12 protein-coding genes are annotated in these 15,381 nt (G+C 49.0%); 8 read left to right on the forward strand and 4 right to left on the reverse strand.

Going from position 1 to position 15,381, the window contains the following annotated elements:
* Nucleotides 1-280: 280 nt before the first annotated feature.
* Nucleotides 281-877 (reverse strand): LysE family translocator, encoded by a 597-nt coding sequence (locus PRUTH_RS15810; protein ID WP_151173823.1) that lies wholly within the window; start codon nt 875-877, stop codon nt 281-283.
* A gap of 158 nt (nt 878-1,035) precedes the next feature.
* On the opposite strand from PRUTH_RS15810, the gene PRUTH_RS15815 reads away from it, so the two are divergent.
* The 3 genes from PRUTH_RS15815 (at nt 1,036) to PRUTH_RS15820 (ending at nt 3,458) form a co-directional block, all read left to right on the forward strand.
* Nucleotides 1,036-2,382, forward strand: a complete 1,347-nt coding sequence (locus tag PRUTH_RS15815; RefSeq protein WP_218939712.1) for an aminotransferase-like domain-containing protein — start codon at nt 1,036-1,038, stop codon at nt 2,380-2,382.
* A gap of 255 nt (nt 2,383-2,637) precedes the next feature.
* Entirely contained in the window at nt 2,638-2,961 is a 324-nt protein-coding gene (locus PRUTH_RS19395; protein WP_371741532.1) for a DUF5675 family protein, read from the forward strand.
* 8 nt (nt 2,962-2,969) lie between these two features.
* The gene (locus PRUTH_RS15820) at nt 2,970-3,458 is read left to right on the forward strand and encodes a hypothetical protein (protein ID WP_151173824.1); all 489 of its coding nucleotides are present in this window, start codon (nt 2,970-2,972) and stop codon (nt 3,456-3,458) included.
* Nucleotides 3,459-3,996: 538 nt separating this feature from the next.
* Here PRUTH_RS15820 and PRUTH_RS15825 read toward each other — a convergent pair.
* Entirely contained in the window at nt 3,997-4,188 is a 192-nt protein-coding gene (locus PRUTH_RS15825) for a DUF3185 family protein (RefSeq protein WP_022944803.1), read from the reverse strand.
* Between the two features lie 278 nt (nt 4,189-4,466).
* On the opposite strand from PRUTH_RS15825, the gene PRUTH_RS15830 reads away from it, so the two are divergent.
* On the forward strand, nt 4,467-5,018 hold the full coding sequence (locus PRUTH_RS15830) for a methyltransferase family protein (protein ID WP_257221098.1): 552 nt from the start codon (nt 4,467-4,469) through the stop codon (nt 5,016-5,018).
* A 42-nt stretch (nt 5,019-5,060) separates the two neighbouring features.
* On the opposite strand, the gene PRUTH_RS15835 is transcribed toward PRUTH_RS15830, so the two are convergent.
* Together PRUTH_RS15835 and PRUTH_RS15840 are read right to left on the reverse strand one after the other, a co-directional pair.
* A complete protein-coding gene (locus tag PRUTH_RS15835) occupies nt 5,061-7,613 on the reverse strand; it encodes a glycoside hydrolase family 3 protein (protein ID WP_151173826.1) in 2,553 nt (850 codons plus the stop codon).
* Between the two features lie 2 nt (nt 7,614-7,615).
* On the reverse strand, nt 7,616-8,869 hold the full coding sequence (locus PRUTH_RS15840) for a sugar MFS transporter (RefSeq protein WP_371741533.1): 1,254 nt from the start codon (nt 8,867-8,869) through the stop codon (nt 7,616-7,618).
* Between the two features lie 141 nt (nt 8,870-9,010).
* On the opposite strand from PRUTH_RS15840, the gene PRUTH_RS15845 reads away from it, so the two are divergent.
* From PRUTH_RS15845 to katG, 4 genes are all read left to right on the forward strand, one after another.
* Nucleotides 9,011-10,345, forward strand: a complete 1,335-nt coding sequence (locus PRUTH_RS15845; protein WP_151173827.1) for a GH1 family beta-glucosidase — start codon at nt 9,011-9,013, stop codon at nt 10,343-10,345.
* Nucleotides 10,346-10,396: 51 nt separating this feature from the next.
* Nucleotides 10,397-11,401 carry a LacI family DNA-binding transcriptional regulator gene (locus PRUTH_RS15850; RefSeq protein ID WP_151173828.1) on the forward strand — a complete coding sequence of 335 codons (1,005 nt, stop codon included), beginning with the start codon at nt 10,397-10,399 and terminating at the stop codon, nt 11,399-11,401.
* Nucleotides 11,398-12,963: a sugar porter family MFS transporter gene (locus PRUTH_RS15855; RefSeq protein WP_151173829.1), complete on the forward strand. Its 1,566-nt coding sequence runs from the start codon at nt 11,398-11,400 to the stop codon at nt 12,961-12,963. The genes PRUTH_RS15850 and PRUTH_RS15855 overlap by 4 nt, the downstream gene beginning before the upstream one ends.
* A 184-nt stretch (nt 12,964-13,147) precedes the next feature.
* Nucleotides 13,148-15,358 carry a catalase/peroxidase HPI gene (gene katG / locus PRUTH_RS15860; RefSeq protein ID WP_151173830.1) on the forward strand — a complete coding sequence of 737 codons (2,211 nt, stop codon included), beginning with the start codon at nt 13,148-13,150 and terminating at the stop codon, nt 15,356-15,358.
* Nucleotides 15,359-15,381: the final 23 nt, after the last annotated feature.

Raw genomic sequence — 15,381 nt, forward strand, 5'->3', positions numbered from 1 at the left:
GAGGAGGTTTTGTTTTTCGCTAAGCTGTGTTTGATGTCCATAGATGACAACAGGTTAATGAATTCGATACCTAGCCTTTAGCGAAAGCTATGCCAGTTTTTAACGCTATGAAATATATAAGTATTTTATTTATGTGGCACTGATTTTTCCCACCGGTGGGAGAGCGCAATAGTAAAAGTGGGAATAGAGTGACTCATCAAAGGGAGCGAGTGAGCGGCTTTAGCTTCGTGCAGCCGCTACACCGTAACATACTGGTTATTCAATTAACCGTGTCGATATATTAGGTTACAACCAAGGGCACCATGCTCATAATGGTCAGAACGCACAAGGTGGCGTAAAAGATTCGGGTACGCTTTACGGTCGTCAGTAGGGCCGCAGCCTTTTTACCGAGCCACACCCAACAAAGATTAGCGAACAGCCCGACGATGATAAATATGGTGATAATACACGCGACTGACAGCCAATAGTGAGTGCTTTGGCTAAAGCTTGCAATGACGGTCATACTGGCAGTCCAGGATTTGATATTTACACATTGGAATAGCGCCGCCTGGGTAACAGAAAATGGACTGCTATTGCTAGGTGTGTTGCCTATTTTTTGGTGACGCAGCATTGCCAAAGCCAGCCAGAGCATATACCCCAGCCCTAGATATTTTAGTGTGGCAGCCAGTATGGGGCTTGTTGTTAGGATGGAGCTGAAACCGCTGGCGCATACTAGCAGCATGACACTCAGGCCCAAGCGAATGCCTATTAAATGTGACACGGTTTTACGTATCCCAAACTGGGCGCCAGAGCCGGCGAGCAACAGGTTATTGGGTCCTGGCGTGATAGCAACAAAAAGCGTAAATAGGGCTAAAGAAAACATAACGGTTAAGGTCATAGCGGCTCCTGTATGGGTGAACGAGCCTATGCTAAGCAATTTTTTACGCAAAGAGAGAGCATTGATGCGTCACCATGACATTTAAACTATTCACTTTAACGCAGCCCTCACATATTCTTGTTAGTTAATAAAAGTGTCTGGGTAACATTGGAGGCAGGGTGCTCCCGCAATTGCATGGGCGCAAGGGCCCAAAATATAAAGCGTTGGCTGAAGCCTACGCGGATATGATTGATAACGGTGAAATCAAAGCGGGAACTAAGCTTCCCTCACAGCGTATCCTTTCTTACCAATTAGGGGTTACCGTAGGCACGGTCACGCGCGCTTATCAGGAGCTGTCTTTATTAGGCAAAACGTTGTCAGTCGTGGGCAGCGGTACTTATGTTAAGGAAGCTCTCAGTGCTGACAGCTATTACCACCCCCTTGATTCTCAGCAGGGCATCGATCTGTCGCTGTGCCGACCACTGATCGTCAGTCAACAGCAGCACCTACATAACGCTTTGCAGCAGATGCTGGGACAACCACAAGCACAATCAGTCATCTTGGATTATTTCAGTGCCGATGGTTTGTGCGGCCACAGTGATACCTTGCGACAGTGGCTTAATCAGCGTTGGCATAGCAAGTTAACACCAGAGCGGGTGCAATGGACATATGGGGGCCAGCATGGTTTAAGCGTTATCCTCCAAGCTTTGACTCGCAGTGGCGATACGGTGCTCACTGAGGGGTTATGCTATGGGGAGTTTATTCATAGTTGTGCGCAACTAGAGCGCCGTCTTCAGCCCGTGGCGATAGACGAGCAGGGCTTGGTAGCAGAGGATTTATTACTGCAATGTCAGCGTCATCGGCCACGATTGCTATACCTTACTGCTAATGTTCAAAACCCAACGGCGGTGCAACTTAGTGCGCAACGTCGTCTGGAAATAATTGATATTTGCCGGCGCTTTGATGTATTGATCATTGAAGATGGCGTGATGTACTGCCCACCTGAACAGCGGCAGCTACCGCTCGCTAGCATTGCGCCTGATATTACTGTTTATGTTGGCAGCTTCTCTAAATACTTTGCCGGTGGTGTTCGTGTCGGCTATTTAGTGTTGCCAGCTAATTTACGGGTGCCGCTATTAAAAGCACTTCGCTCCACGTGTATGCATGTCAGTCCGATACTTATCGACCTTATTTGCCGCTGGCTATGTAGCGGTGCCATGGCGGAAGTTGATAACCACATTGCGATGGAACTGCGGGCTCGCTACCGGATTCTAGCGCAACATCTAGAGCGCCCTGCAGATCATGTTATCCAGGGCTTCAATTATTGGTTAACACTACCGCCACAGCATCAAGCCGAGCGGGTTACTAAACAATTATATGAGCTCGGAGTGAGGGTACGCTCGGGACAACAGTTTTGCGTTGGCGGTTATGGCCAGGCTAACGCCATTCGACTTTCGCTGACCGGGCCAAAAACCCGCGATGAGTTGCGTGCAGGGTTAGAAATCGTGCGCTCCTGTGTGCGTTAGCCGCACAATGAGAGTTCGGTAGATATGACGCGCGAAATCCGTACGCTTTAAGGTGGGAGTATGCTGAGAGCGATAAACTGTAAACCCCCTTTACGTTATCTAAGGGCGAAAAAGGGAGATTCGCTGAGCAAGTAGCCTTCGCCCGTTGCTCAGGGCCCAAATAGTATTCATATGTTTATATTGCTAAGCCTATAGCGTCGATACTTTCACTGGTCAGCTCCTCCTCAATCTGCTAACAATGATGGTAGAACAAACATGATACTGATTGCGGTAATTAAACAACTCAGTTGGCCGGCGGGGAGTTTTACGAGTAAACGGAAACGTGAAATATACTCTTCAAAGAGGTATCCAGGTGTTTATGAGTTACAAGGAGTTCCTGGTCGAACAAAGATCCTGATTCATGCAGGTAATTACCATGAAAACACCGAGGGCTGCTTAATGCCTGGCAAATCATGGGGAGTTCAAGCTGACAAACACTATTATGTAGGTAATAGTAGAAAAGCACTGAGTAAGATCTTTTCTGCAATTTCACAGTCAGAGCAAATAAACGTTATTATCACTAATGAGTTCGATAGGTAGGAATTGCAATGAGTAAAATTATTTTCTTAGTGTTTTCAATTTTTTCATTATCAGCTCATGCAACATCATTGAAAAATGAAAATAACCTTTCGTGGCTACTAAACAACTACGATAAGGTTGAAGAAACGGTATATAGAGATAAGTCTTATGAGCTTATCCCTGTTACAAATACTCTAGTTGAGATTTGGTACCACAGAGATGGAGCAACAACAGCTGAAGTATCAATTCCAATAATAATGGCTCTTATCCATCACCCTGATATTATGCTGCCTATGTTGGCTGACAATCCCGACTCATTTGATCGCTGGCTTTCCCAGTTTAATGGGATTGTATTCATGGATTTCTCAGGTGAGAGCTTTGATGAATTAACGTCATTAAAAGTGCAATTAGCTGAGTCGATGTCCTCTTTTTCACAGAGAAGCGATCACCAGCTTAAGCCATTCGTCAATAAACTTCTTAAACAGCTCGAAGTAACCGAAGTCAGAACAGTTAATTAGTGCTTAATCAAATCAGGGAGCTAGAGTGTGGAGTGATACTATTACTCAACATACGGGCTCCTTACGGCTCTTGAGAAACTACAAAAGAATCAGTTGTTTTATATTTACTCTTCAGGTTTTTTATCAGAATAGTACTAACTCGGAGGTCAAAAAAGACGGTTGACCTGTTCAGCCGCAGCAAATCAGTTAACACTATTGGACCTTCTTCAATAAAATAGTTAAAAAGAACACCCAGGCTGCATCGGCAGTCAGTTCACTCCAAAGAAGAAAGCCCCCCAATTTGCCCGTTCACATCGTTAGAGTAACTTCATTCTCAGTATAGAAACGGAGAGGCTTTTTAGGTAAGCAGTTATTTTACAACTACTTACTACTTTTTGGTTGAAAAAAGGGCAGTGCTGATTCGTTAACAAGTGGTGAGCCGCTGAGCGTTTTATGTTGAAGTGAGCGTGTCTAGGTAACAAAGTATTTACTTTGCCATTCAGCTAAGGCGCTGAATAAAGTAAGTGTTAAAGGCGGGCTGAGTTGCCCGCACTGGGCGTTATTTTAGTTTAAAAACACCCACAGCCACGCAGATAGCACCGCCGACCATGCCAATCCAAGCCTCTATTGGGGTATCGCCACTAAAAGTACGGGTTAGCTGAGCCTCAACTGCGTCATAAACGTTATAACCCCAGGCAACTAAGGCAACACCGACCACGATTAAAATAATGCCAAGAATTTTGCCATTCATAAATGAACTCCATTGTTATTGATTATTGTTCATTGAAGCGAACAAGCATTCGCTTACTTGATATTCAGTGTATGCAATGCAGATGAATGTGCAATGTATTTAATGTTTTAAATGAACCGTGCTATCTTTTTGTATCTTAACACTTTTCAATTCTTGCACCGCTCATGCCTGAGATGGTGTCGTTTTTACGATAAGGGACCGTTATTTTCAGCATTAATCTAGACGCTTTGCAGGCCTTCACCCGAGGCTATTTAGCGATATTTTTCACTTGCGTGGCTGTGTTTTACACATTGCGCATCGTGCTTTTAAAGCGCAAACATGGCGAAGAGTTGATTTTTCCTGGGCAAGCCTATTGTGGCGACTGGTGGAATCACATGACCTTTCGGGTGTTTCGCATCACTATTTGGTTAGTGTGCCTGATCCGCTGGCCTTGGCCGCAAGCGGATAGCTATCTTGGAATTTTGCAACCGCTATATCAAAACAGTGTTGTTGTTATCATCGGCACCGTATTGATGACCGGCGGTTTTGTGAGTACGGCGCTGATTAACCTAAACCTTAATCGTCACTGGCGCAGTGGTATTGACCGCCAAGGGCCGCAGCTGCTGCAAACCCAAGGGGTTTATAGCATCTCCCGTAACCCTATGTTTGTTGGGGTTGGCATAGCGCAGCTAGGCTTTTTTATGGCTTTGCCTTCGGCGTTTTCACTGTTGTGTCTTATTGTCGGTTGGCTCACTTTGTATCGACAAACCCAGGCTGAAGAGGCGCATTTATGTTCAGTATTCGGTGAGCGTTACCGAACTTATCAACGCCAAGTGCGGCGTTGGATATAAAAAGAAAGCGGCGCAAGGCCGCTTTCTTTTTATAAGCGCTGATTAAGGGCAACTGATGGTTGCACCTTTATCGGTTTTTTTCTGCAGCCGAATATCGGCAACGCTGACTATCAACTTGCCTTGCGTCGTAAGCTCAAACGGCACTACGGTGTGGGCAAGTTTAAACCCTTGTTTAGTAAAGCATTGACTATCAATACTGAGTGCCTGCCAAGTATTCGCGGGCAGGGTACGCAGTTGCTCACTGATATCGACTTCGCTGTGGCATGCGCCCGGTGTGTCGCCTTCGCTCTCACAATTCATGATCACCTTCACCGCAGCATTGGGTGCTTGTTCAACCATGACCTGCATGCTCAACACCGCCTCGCTGCCTAGCTTGGCTTGTAAGTCTTCGCGGAAATAGCTTTCGCTGGCTAGGCGCATGCCCGCGCGAGCGCTGCCATCAAAGCTTAATTTGCGGGCATCTTCTTGCACTTGTTTATCAATAGTGCGATAGCTTAGTGCGCCCAAAGTGTGAGTATTGGCACTGACAGGGAGCACTTGTTCGCCAGAATAAAGTGCCATCTGCCACGGTTTTTGCACCGTACCAGTGAATAGGGCAACATCGTGCTGTTGTGCGCCCTCAGTGCTAACGTGCTCATTAAGCTCATCGCTTAAGACGTTGTCATCGCCATAGCTGAGGCCAAAGCCATAAGATAGCAAGGGCTGATAATCGCTATCACCGCGATTAACAATCTGTGTGGGGGTTTTTGGCCAGGAGTAGCTCAACCGACCGCTAAAATCGTATTGCACTTGGTCTTGAGCATCGCGAAACAGCACATCGGCCACCGCTTGGCCTTCCGAGCCCGGTAGCCAAGCAGCTACGAAAGCATCAGAGGCATTGAGCTCGGGGTTGACCCACATAGGTCGGCCACTGATAAACACTGAAACGACGGCAATGCCTTGTTGTTTGAGGCGTTTAAGCAGCGCTAGATCGCGCTTATCGCCGCTCTGGTACTCCAGTGTTGCACGGTCGCCATGACCCTCGGCATAGGGGTCTTCGCCAAACACCACAATGGCCACATCAGGCTTTTGTTGGTAGCTACCATCAACACTGAGCACGGCCTGCCCACCACCTTGTGTAACTTGAGCTTGGATTCCATCCCAAATAGACGAGCCGCCTGGAAAGTCTTTATTCTCGTTGTTTGTGCCCTGCCAAGTGATGGTCCACCCCCCAGACTGCTTACCGATATTGTCGGCAGCGTCGCCAGCAACGAGCACCCGCTGTTGCCTTTTTAATGGCAGCAACTGGCCTTTGTTCTTTAGTAACACCAGCGATTCCCGTACCGCTTGACGTGCTACCTCGCGGTGCGCTTGCTGGCCAATCAAATCGGTGTTATTGGCGTATTGGCGTTGAGCTGGGCTAGGCTTGGAAAATAATCCGGCCCGCAGCTTTACCCGAAGGATGCGACGCACCGCATCATCGATCCGGCTGGTGGCAATTTCGCCACTTTTTACCTGTGCTAAGGTGTTGTTGTACAATGCTTTCCAATCACCAGGCACCATAAAGATATCCAGTCCGGCATTGATTGATTGAGCGCAGCTGTCGTTACTACAGCCCTTTACTTGGCCGTGACCATTCCAGTCTCCGACAACAAAGCCATCAAAGCCCATCTTTTCTTTTAGTACTTCAGTAAGCAGATATTTGCTGCCATGAATTTTTTCGCCATGCCAACTATTAAAAGAGGCCATCACCGATTGCGCCCCAGCGTTTAAACCGCCAACATAGCCGCCAGCATGAATGTTAAAGAGCTGCTCTTCAGAGCTGATGTTATCGCCCTGGTCGTCGCCGTTAACGGTGCCGCCATCGCCAACAAAGTGCTTTACTGTGCTGATCACTTGGCCTTCACCCAAAAAGCCCTCGCCCGGTTTGCCTTGTAAGCCAGTGACAATCGCATGGGCGTAGTCACGAATTATTTCAGGGTCTTCCGAGTAACCTTCATAGGTGCGGCCCCAGCGATCATCTCGCACGGCCGCTACCGTTGGCGCAAAGACCCAATCGATACCCGTTGCCAGCACCTCTTTGGCGGTGATGCGGGCAATCTTTTCTATGAGTTCAGGATTATTAGCGGCGCCCAGACCAATGTTATGCGGGAACAAGGTCGCACCAATCACATTATTATGACCATGCACTGCATCGGTTCCCCACATCGTCGGTATGGTGCTGCCATCAAGTGAGTCATCGACAGAGGCCTGATACATTTTTTCAGCGAGTGCAACCCAATCACTGACCTTGGCGTGCTTGTCGTTATTGGGGAAGGCACCGCCACCATTGAGGTAAGAGCCAAACCCGTAGCGACGCATGTCTTCAACGCTGATATCGCGGATCTCTGGTTGGATCATCTGCGCGATTTTTTGTTCCAGCGTCATACCCGCCAAAATCTTTTCAACTTGCGCTTCCACATCGTGATGTTCAGCCACGGTGCTTTCGCTTTTTGGCCAGATAGCGTCGTTATTGATTGGTGTAGCGACTGAGCCACTGGTGTGTGGTTGCTCAGAGCAAGCACTGAGTACCAATGCCGCCACGCTGACGGCTAGATATTTTATTTTACCTGTCATTGTTATTTTCCTGATTCGATAACGGCGGGAGTCGCGCCCTTGAGACCATAGTAGGCAATGTACACATAACATAGTGCTGGCAACAGGAATGACCATTGTAGCCCAATCCCATCAGCAAGCATGCCTTGCAGCAACGGAATAATGGCGCCACCGACAATGGCCAGACACAAAATACCCGAGCCTTGCGCGGTATGCTTGCCCAGACCATTGAGCGCCAAACTAAAAATAGTGGGGAACATCACTGAATTGCATAAACCAACGGCAAGAATGGCCCACATTGCCAAGTAGCCATCGAAAAACACTGAAATGAGTACCAGAGCAAAGGCACTGACGGCGTTAAACGCAAGGACTGTGCGACCGGAGATTTTTTGCATCACTAAGGCGCCGATGAAACGTCCCACCATGGCGCCGCCCCAATAATAGGCAATGTATTTTGCCGCTTGCGCTTCATGCATATTGGCGATGTTTTCCTGGTTGAAAAAGTTCACTAAGGTACTGCCAATAGCCACTTCAGCGCCGACATAAACAAAGATGCCAAGTGCGCCTAAGGTCAGGTTACGATGACGCCATGCTGACCCGGATACGGCATCGACTCCCACTGTTTGGCCGCTTAGCTTGGGCAGCGTCAATTTGGCAAAAATACCTGCTAGTAACAGCAGTGCGCCGGCGAGCATAAGATAAGGGACCTGCGTTGCCGATGCGTCTCCTTTTATGACTTCAGCGCCCTCTGTAAAAATAAGGATTGAGCCAAAAAACGGCGCCACTGTGGTGCCCAATGAGTTGAACGCTTGGGTCATGGTCAGCCTTGCCGGCGCAGTCTCTTGCGGCCCTAACGCGCTGACATAGGGGTTGGCCGCCACCTGTAACACCGTGACACCCGCAGCCAATACGAACAGCGCGATTAAAAATAGGGCATAAACGCCACTGCTTGCTGCCGGGTAAAACAACAAACAGCCAACGCAGGCAACAGCCAGACCTAAGACAATGCCTTTTTGATAGCCGATGCGCCCCACTAAGTTTCCGGCGGGAAGCGAGACGATAAAATAGGCACTAAAAAAGCAAAACTGCACCAGCATCGCTTGGGTGTAATTAAGCTCGAATGTCCCTTTAAGGTAGGGGATCAAAATGTCGTTGAGGCAGGTAATGAACCCCCACATAAAAAACAGTGAGGTCAGTGCAACCAGCGCAAAACGGTAATTGCCGCCGCTGCTCGATGGCTGCGCCTGCGCAGATTCTTGCTGCATGGATAGGGCCACGGTGTTCTCCTATTGATCTTTTTAAGGAAAGCGCTTACATTTAGTTATGAAAGCGCTTACATTTTTATTTGATAATTACAGAAAGCGCGCATGAATTCAAATAAAAACCCAAAAGGGTTGCAAACGGACTGAGTAACACAGATGCCTAAATTGACCTTGCCTACCGAATCCAAGATGTTGCAACGCGACTTTATTTACGGCGTCGCGACGTCCTCGTTTCAAATAGAGGGGGCAAGAGCAGCGCGCTTACCTTGTATTTGGGATACCTTTTGTCGTCAGCCGGGTGCCATCGTAGACGGCAGTCATGGCGATGTCGCTTGTGAACATATCGCTCGTTGGCAACAAGATGTCGAGCTCATAGCCAATCTTGGTGTCGATGCGTATCGGCTCTCAATTGCTTGGGGTCGAGTAATGGATGAGCACGGGCAGCCCAACCAAGAGGGGATCTGTTTTTATCAGAATTTAGTAGCGGCACTCACGGCGCAGGGCATCAAAGTCTTTGTCACCTTATACCACTGGGATCTGCCACAGTATTTAGAGGACCAAGGTGGGTGGCTCAACCGGCAAACGGCTTATGCCTTTGCTGAGTATGCCGATGTTATTTCTCAAGCGCTCGGTGAGCAGGTTTATTCTTACGCGACGTTAAATGAACCGTTTTGCTCTGCGTATCTTGGTTACGAGGTAGGCATTCATGCGCCCGGCAAAAAGGGGCAGCACTATGGTCGCCAAGCAGCGCACCACCTACTGCTTGCACATGGCTTAGCCATGCAGGTACTTAGACGCACGGTCCCAAGCAGTGAGTGCGGTATCGTGCTGAACTTTTCTACTGCCTACGGCGCAAGTAGCAGCGCTGCTGATACACATGCGGCGCAACTGGCCGACCAATATCATAATTTGTGGTACTTACAACCACTGCTTGAAGGCCGTTATCCTGACGTGCTGGCACTCTTACCTGAAGACGTGCGCCCTGAGATTGGCGCCGATGACATGGCTATTATCAGCGCTAAAAACGACTTTATTGGTATCAACTACTACACCCGTGCGGTGTTTGCCAGTGATGGCAAAGGTTGGTTCGTTCAGTGTGAACCCACAAAAACGCCATTAACCGCCATGGGCTGGGAAGTGGTGCCAGAGGCATTTGAGAAATTACTGGTTGATTTACACCAGCGTTTTTCATTGCCGCCACTGTATATCACCGAAAATGGTGCCGCCTTCGATGACGAGATAGTTGATGGCGCCATTTATGATAAGCCACGTATCGATTACTTTAATAGCCACCTTAACGCGGTGCACAATGCCATTGAACAAGGTGTCAATATTCGTGGTTACTTTGCATGGTCGTTAATGGACAACTTTGAATGGGCGCTTGGTTACAGTAAACGCTTCGGTATTGTTCATGTGGATTACCACACGCAGCAACGCACCTTGAAAGACAGTGCGCTGGCATATAAAGGCTTGCTTGAGAATAGACTCTAAGCGCGCTTTATATTAGCTTTAGGCCTCAAAGGACAATCTAAAAGAATAAACATGGCAACCATTTACGAAGTTTCAAAAGCAGCGGGCGTGTCTTTGGCCACCGTCTCCAGAGTGATGAACGGCAATGTCCGGGTCAGTGAACGCACCCGGGATAAAGTGCTTAAAGCCATGACTGAATTGGGCTATAAACCCAACGCCATTGCCCAGTCGCTGGCTTCTAATTGCAGCAACAGCGTTGGCTTATTGGTGTCAGCGCTGCATGGTTCGTTCTTCGGCGATATGATGAGTACGGTTGAGAATGTGTTGCGAAAAGCGGGCAAGCATGTGGTGATCACCGCCGGCCACAGTGATGAAGAAAAAGAAAAACAGGCCATTGAATTTTTACTCGATCGTCGCTGTGACGCCCTCATTTTACATGCCGAAGCGGTCAGTGATGAGTATTTGCTCGAGCTTGCCAAAGGTGATGCACAAATCATTCTTATTAACCGCAAAATTGATGCTATCAGCGAGCGTTGTTTTTACACCGATAATGAACTGGGCGGTTACCTGGCTACTAAAGCGGCATTGGATGCCGGACATAAGGATATTGCTTATATTAGCGGGCCATTATTCAAAGGCGATGCTAAAGAGCGCTTGGCGGGGCATCAGCGTGCTTTGGCTGAGGCCAATATTGCATTTAACGATGCGCTATTAATTGAGGGCGGCTATCATGAAGCGGAGGGTGCGCAAGGGCTGGAACAGCTCTACAGAGCAAAGCACAAATTCAGTGCATTGATTTGCGCCAACGATGAGATGGCCTCAGGGGCGATGACCGCAGCCCGTGAGCTTGGCATCGCGATACCCGAGCAACTGTCGATTATTGGCTTCGACAACGTGTTGTTTGCCCGTTACTTGTATCCAAAATTAACCACCATAGACAACCCCATTCGGCTGATGGGTGAGGCGGCCGCGCATTGGGTCTTGGCACATGTGTACCAACAGCGGGGGGTCGCCGAGCCTCGTAATCTGTTTGCGCCCTCTTTGGTTGCGCGCGACTCATTGGTGAGTGCACCATGATCAAAACCCTGCCTCCGGCGTTATTTTATACGCTTGTTGTTTCTTTGGGAGGCTTTATCTTCGGCTTCGACGCGTCGGTGATCTCTGGCGCGGTTGGCTTTATTGTTGACGATTTCCACTTAAGTAGTTGGGAGCAAGGGTTCGTCGTGAGCTCGCCAACGCTTGGTGGGCTATTAGCCACTTGCTTTGCTGGCGCCATCAGCGATGCCATCGGTCGGCGCAAAACCTTGATTGTAATTGCCGCATTGTATTTAGTGTCGGCGCTGGCTTCGGCCTTTGCACAAAGTTATTGGATGCTGATTGCGGCGCGCTTTATTGGCGGCATGGCATTTTGCTCATTGATGGTTGCACCCATGTATATAGCTGAAATTAGCCTGCCCGAGCATCGCGGTAAGTTGGTGTCGATCAATCAATTGAATATCGTGTTGGGCTTTTCGGTGTCTTATTTTACCAATTACTATTTACTGAACTTAGCTCAATCCGAGGCTGGCTGGGCGCAAAGCCTGGCTATTAATGAGCATTTGTGGCGCTGGATGCTCGGGCTGGAAATCGCCCCAGCACTGTGCTGGTTGCTGTTGTTGTTTTTTATTCCTCGCAGTCCACGGTGGCTACTGATGCGTCAACAGCATGAAGAGGCGCAAAGCGTTGCCGCTCGCCTGTTTAGCGCACAACGTATTGATGAGCAACTACGCAGTATGCGAGCCTCATTGCAGCATAAAGTAGCGCCGCTATCGCAACGTATTCGTTTGTTAGCCGGGCGGCGAGTGCGTTTTGTGTTATTGATTGGCCTGCTGGTGGCTGTGGCTCAGCAGATCACCGGCATCAATGTTATATTCTTTTATGCCCCCACTATTTTTGAGCAAAGTGGTGTAGGCACCAACGCAGCCTTTGCCCAAGCACTGTGGATAGGCTTAGTGAATGTTGTGTTTACGGTGGTCGCCATGCTGTGCATCGATCGTTTTGGCCGGCGTCCTCTACTGCTCTTGGGGTTGGGCGGTATTATCGTCAGCATGGCCTTGTGTAGTTGGGGTTTCAAACAAGCCAGCTACCATATTGACGATACCAAGCTGCGCGCACTACAACAGCAACTACCGGCCACTGTGGTCAGTCAGTTAAGTCCTATGCGGGCTCATATTTACAGCGATGATGTTACCTTTAAAGCGGCATTGACTCAGCATTTAGGGGTCCAAGATGCGCGCAAACATGAAAGTGCGATCCTCAGTGAAGCGATCACCATGAATGCCACCTTGGTGCTGTTGGGGATCACCCTCTTTGTGGCGTCATTTGCGTTATCTCTTGGGCCGGTGATGTGGGTGATGTTTGCGGAGATTTTCCCGAATACTGTGCGGGCGATTGCCATATCTGCGGTCACTGTAGTGAATAACGCAGTGAGTTTTGCGGTGCAGCTTGTGTTCCCCTGGGAGCTTAGCCAATTCGGGGCAGCGGCGACTTTTGCCATTTACGGTATTTTTGCATTGATTGCATTAGCGCTGGTATGGCGTTATCTGCCAGAAACCAAGGGCAAGTCGTTAGAGCAGTTAGAGCTGAGCTTGCGCAGCTAAGTGTGCGACGCTACCACCTACACCCGCGCGGCAATGTTCGAAGCCGCGTTAGTGTAGAGCAATTTGAAACAAAACCCTTATCAAAATTATCGATTAACCTAATCTGTTTTTCTCGCTCCAATAGATTGGAAAACTGGTCTATATTTACTCTCAATTAACAACCCTCCCATTAGGAGCGAAGATTATGCGCAACAAAGCAATTCCTTTGGCGACTGCCATTGCCATGGCAGTGTCATCAGTCGTATCTATGCAGGCTTATGCCAGTGAGCCGAAATCAAACCAGTTTTGGTGGCCTGAGCAGCTTGATTTAAGCCCCCTTCGAGCTCATGGCGTGGAGTCACACCCTTATGGTGAAGAATTTGACTACGCTAAGGGCTTTGAAAGCCTCGACCTTGATGCCGTTAAAGCCGACATTCGTGCGGTACTAACAGACTCGCAAGATTGGTGGCCAGCAGATTATGGTCACTATGGACCTTTCTTCATTCGTATGGCCTGGCACGCAGCTGGAACCTACCGTGTATTTGATGGTCGCGGTGGCGCAGGTGGCGGGCAGCAGCGTTTTGACCCACTTAATAGCTGGCCAGATAACGCCAACTTGGATAAAGCGCGTCGCCTATTGTGGCCGATTAAACAAAAATATGGCCGCAATATCTCTTGGGCTGACTTAATGGCCCTGACCGGCAATGTTGCCCTAGAAGATATGGGCTTTAAAACCTTTGGTTATGCCGGTGGTCGTGAAGATGACTGGGAGCCAGATTTGGTTTACTGGGGCCCAGAGGGCAAAATGCTGACCGACGAGCGCCGTGACAAAAAAGGTAAGCTCAAAGGCCCACTTGCTGCTGTGGAAATGGGGCTGATTTATGTCAACCCTGAAGGTCCGCATGGCAACCCCGATCCCTTGCTCGCAGCGCGCGACATTCGTATGTCCTTTGGTCGTATGGCGATGAACGATGAGGAAATTGTGGCGCTTATTGCCGGTGGTCACACCTTTGGTAAAGCTCACGGTGCGAAAAAACCTGATTGCGTGGGCGCAGAGCCAGCAGCGGCAGAGTTAGAAGACCAAGGTTTTGGTTGGAAAAACAAATGTGGCAAAGGCAACGCTGAAGATACGATCACCAGTGGCCTTGAAGGTGCGTGGACCGTGACCCCAACGCAGTGGAGCATGAACTACCTCGATAACTTATTTAATTTCGAGTGGAAGCAAACCAAGAGCCCGGCCGGTGCCACACAGTGGATCCCGACCAATGAGTCGGCGAAGAACTTAGTGCCAGATGCCCATGTTAAAGGTAAGCGCCATGCGCCGATTATGTTTACTACCGACATCGCGCTGAAAAAAGACCCTGAGTTTCGCAAAATTGCTGAGCGTTTTCGCGCCAATCCAGAACAATACGAGCTGGCGTTCGCGAAAGCTTGGTTTAAGCTAAATCACCGCGATTTAGGTCCGCGTGCTCGTTACCTCGGCGACGAAGTTCCTGAGGAAATCTTAATCTGGCAAGATTATATTCCAGAGGTTGACCATGAGCTGGTCACTGAGCAAGACATCAGTACACTTAAAGAACAGATCCTAGATTCAGGATTGACCGTGCCAGAGCTTGTTCGTGTGGCATGGGCATCAGCGTCTAGCTTCCGTGGCAGCGATATGCGCGGCGGAGCCAATGGTGCGCGCCTACGTTTGGCGCCGCAGAAAGATTGGCCGGTGAACAACCCTGAAGAAGTGGCTAAAGTATTAAAGGTATTGGGCGACATTCAGCAAGACTTTAACCGCCAAGGCGGCGACAAACAGGTTTCATTAGCGGACCTTATCGTCTTAGGGGGCGCTGCAGCCATTGAAAAAGCAGCCAAAGACGCGGGCCATGAAATTACGGTGCCGTTTAAACCAGGACGTATGGATGCATCGCCAGAGTACACTGACGTTGAGTCGTTTGCGGTACTTGAGCCAACCGCTGATGCGTTCCGTAACTACTACGACAGTGGTTGGAAATCGCCTACCGGTATGCTGGTTGAGCGCGCCAATCTGTTAAACCTAAGTGTGCCGGAAATGACGGCGCTACTGGGCGGTATGCGCACCTTGGATGCCAATTATAAAGGCGTGGATCATGGCGTGTTTACTGACCAACCAGGCACATTAAGCAATGACTTCTTCGTCAACTTGCTGGATATGTCAACGAAATGGAGCAAGTCAGATAAACAGCAAGGTATCTACCAAGGCCACGACCGCCAAAGCGGCGAGTTAAAGTGGACGGCGACACCGGTTGATTTGATTTTCGGCTCTAACTCAGAGCTGCGTGCCATCGCTGAAGTGTATGCGTCTAAAGATGCCGAGAAAAAGTTTGTTGAAGACTTTGTGGCCGCTTGGACCAAGGTGATGACAGCGGATCGCTTTGACCTAAAATAAAATTGTGATGTTACCCACCAAGG

The organism is Pseudoalteromonas ruthenica (assembly GCF_008808095.1).
Classification (GTDB): Bacteria; Pseudomonadota; Gammaproteobacteria; order Enterobacterales; family Alteromonadaceae; genus Pseudoalteromonas; species Pseudoalteromonas ruthenica.

Coding starts and splice junctions, on each gene's coding strand:
- PRUTH_RS15810 (WP_151173823.1), bottom strand. CDS start 877: ATGACCTTAACCGTTATGTTTTCTTTAGCCCTATTTACGCTTTTTGTT.
- PRUTH_RS19395 (WP_371741532.1), top strand. CDS start 2,638: ATGATACTGATTGCGGTAATTAAACAACTCAGTTGGCCGGCGGGGAGT.
- PRUTH_RS15820 (WP_151173824.1), top strand. CDS start 2,970: ATGAGTAAAATTATTTTCTTAGTGTTTTCAATTTTTTCATTATCAGCT.
- PRUTH_RS15825 (WP_022944803.1), bottom strand. CDS start 4,188: ATGAATGGCAAAATTCTTGGCATTATTTTAATCGTGGTCGGTGTTGCC.
- PRUTH_RS15835 (WP_151173826.1), bottom strand. CDS start 7,613: ATGACAGGTAAAATAAAATATCTAGCCGTCAGCGTGGCGGCATTGGTA.
- PRUTH_RS15845 (WP_151173827.1), top strand. CDS start 9,011: ATGCCTAAATTGACCTTGCCTACCGAATCCAAGATGTTGCAACGCGAC.
- PRUTH_RS15850 (WP_151173828.1), top strand. CDS start 10,397: ATGGCAACCATTTACGAAGTTTCAAAAGCAGCGGGCGTGTCTTTGGCC.
- PRUTH_RS15855 (WP_151173829.1), top strand. CDS start 11,398: ATGATCAAAACCCTGCCTCCGGCGTTATTTTATACGCTTGTTGTTTCT.
- katG (WP_151173830.1), top strand. CDS start 13,148: ATGCGCAACAAAGCAATTCCTTTGGCGACTGCCATTGCCATGGCAGTG.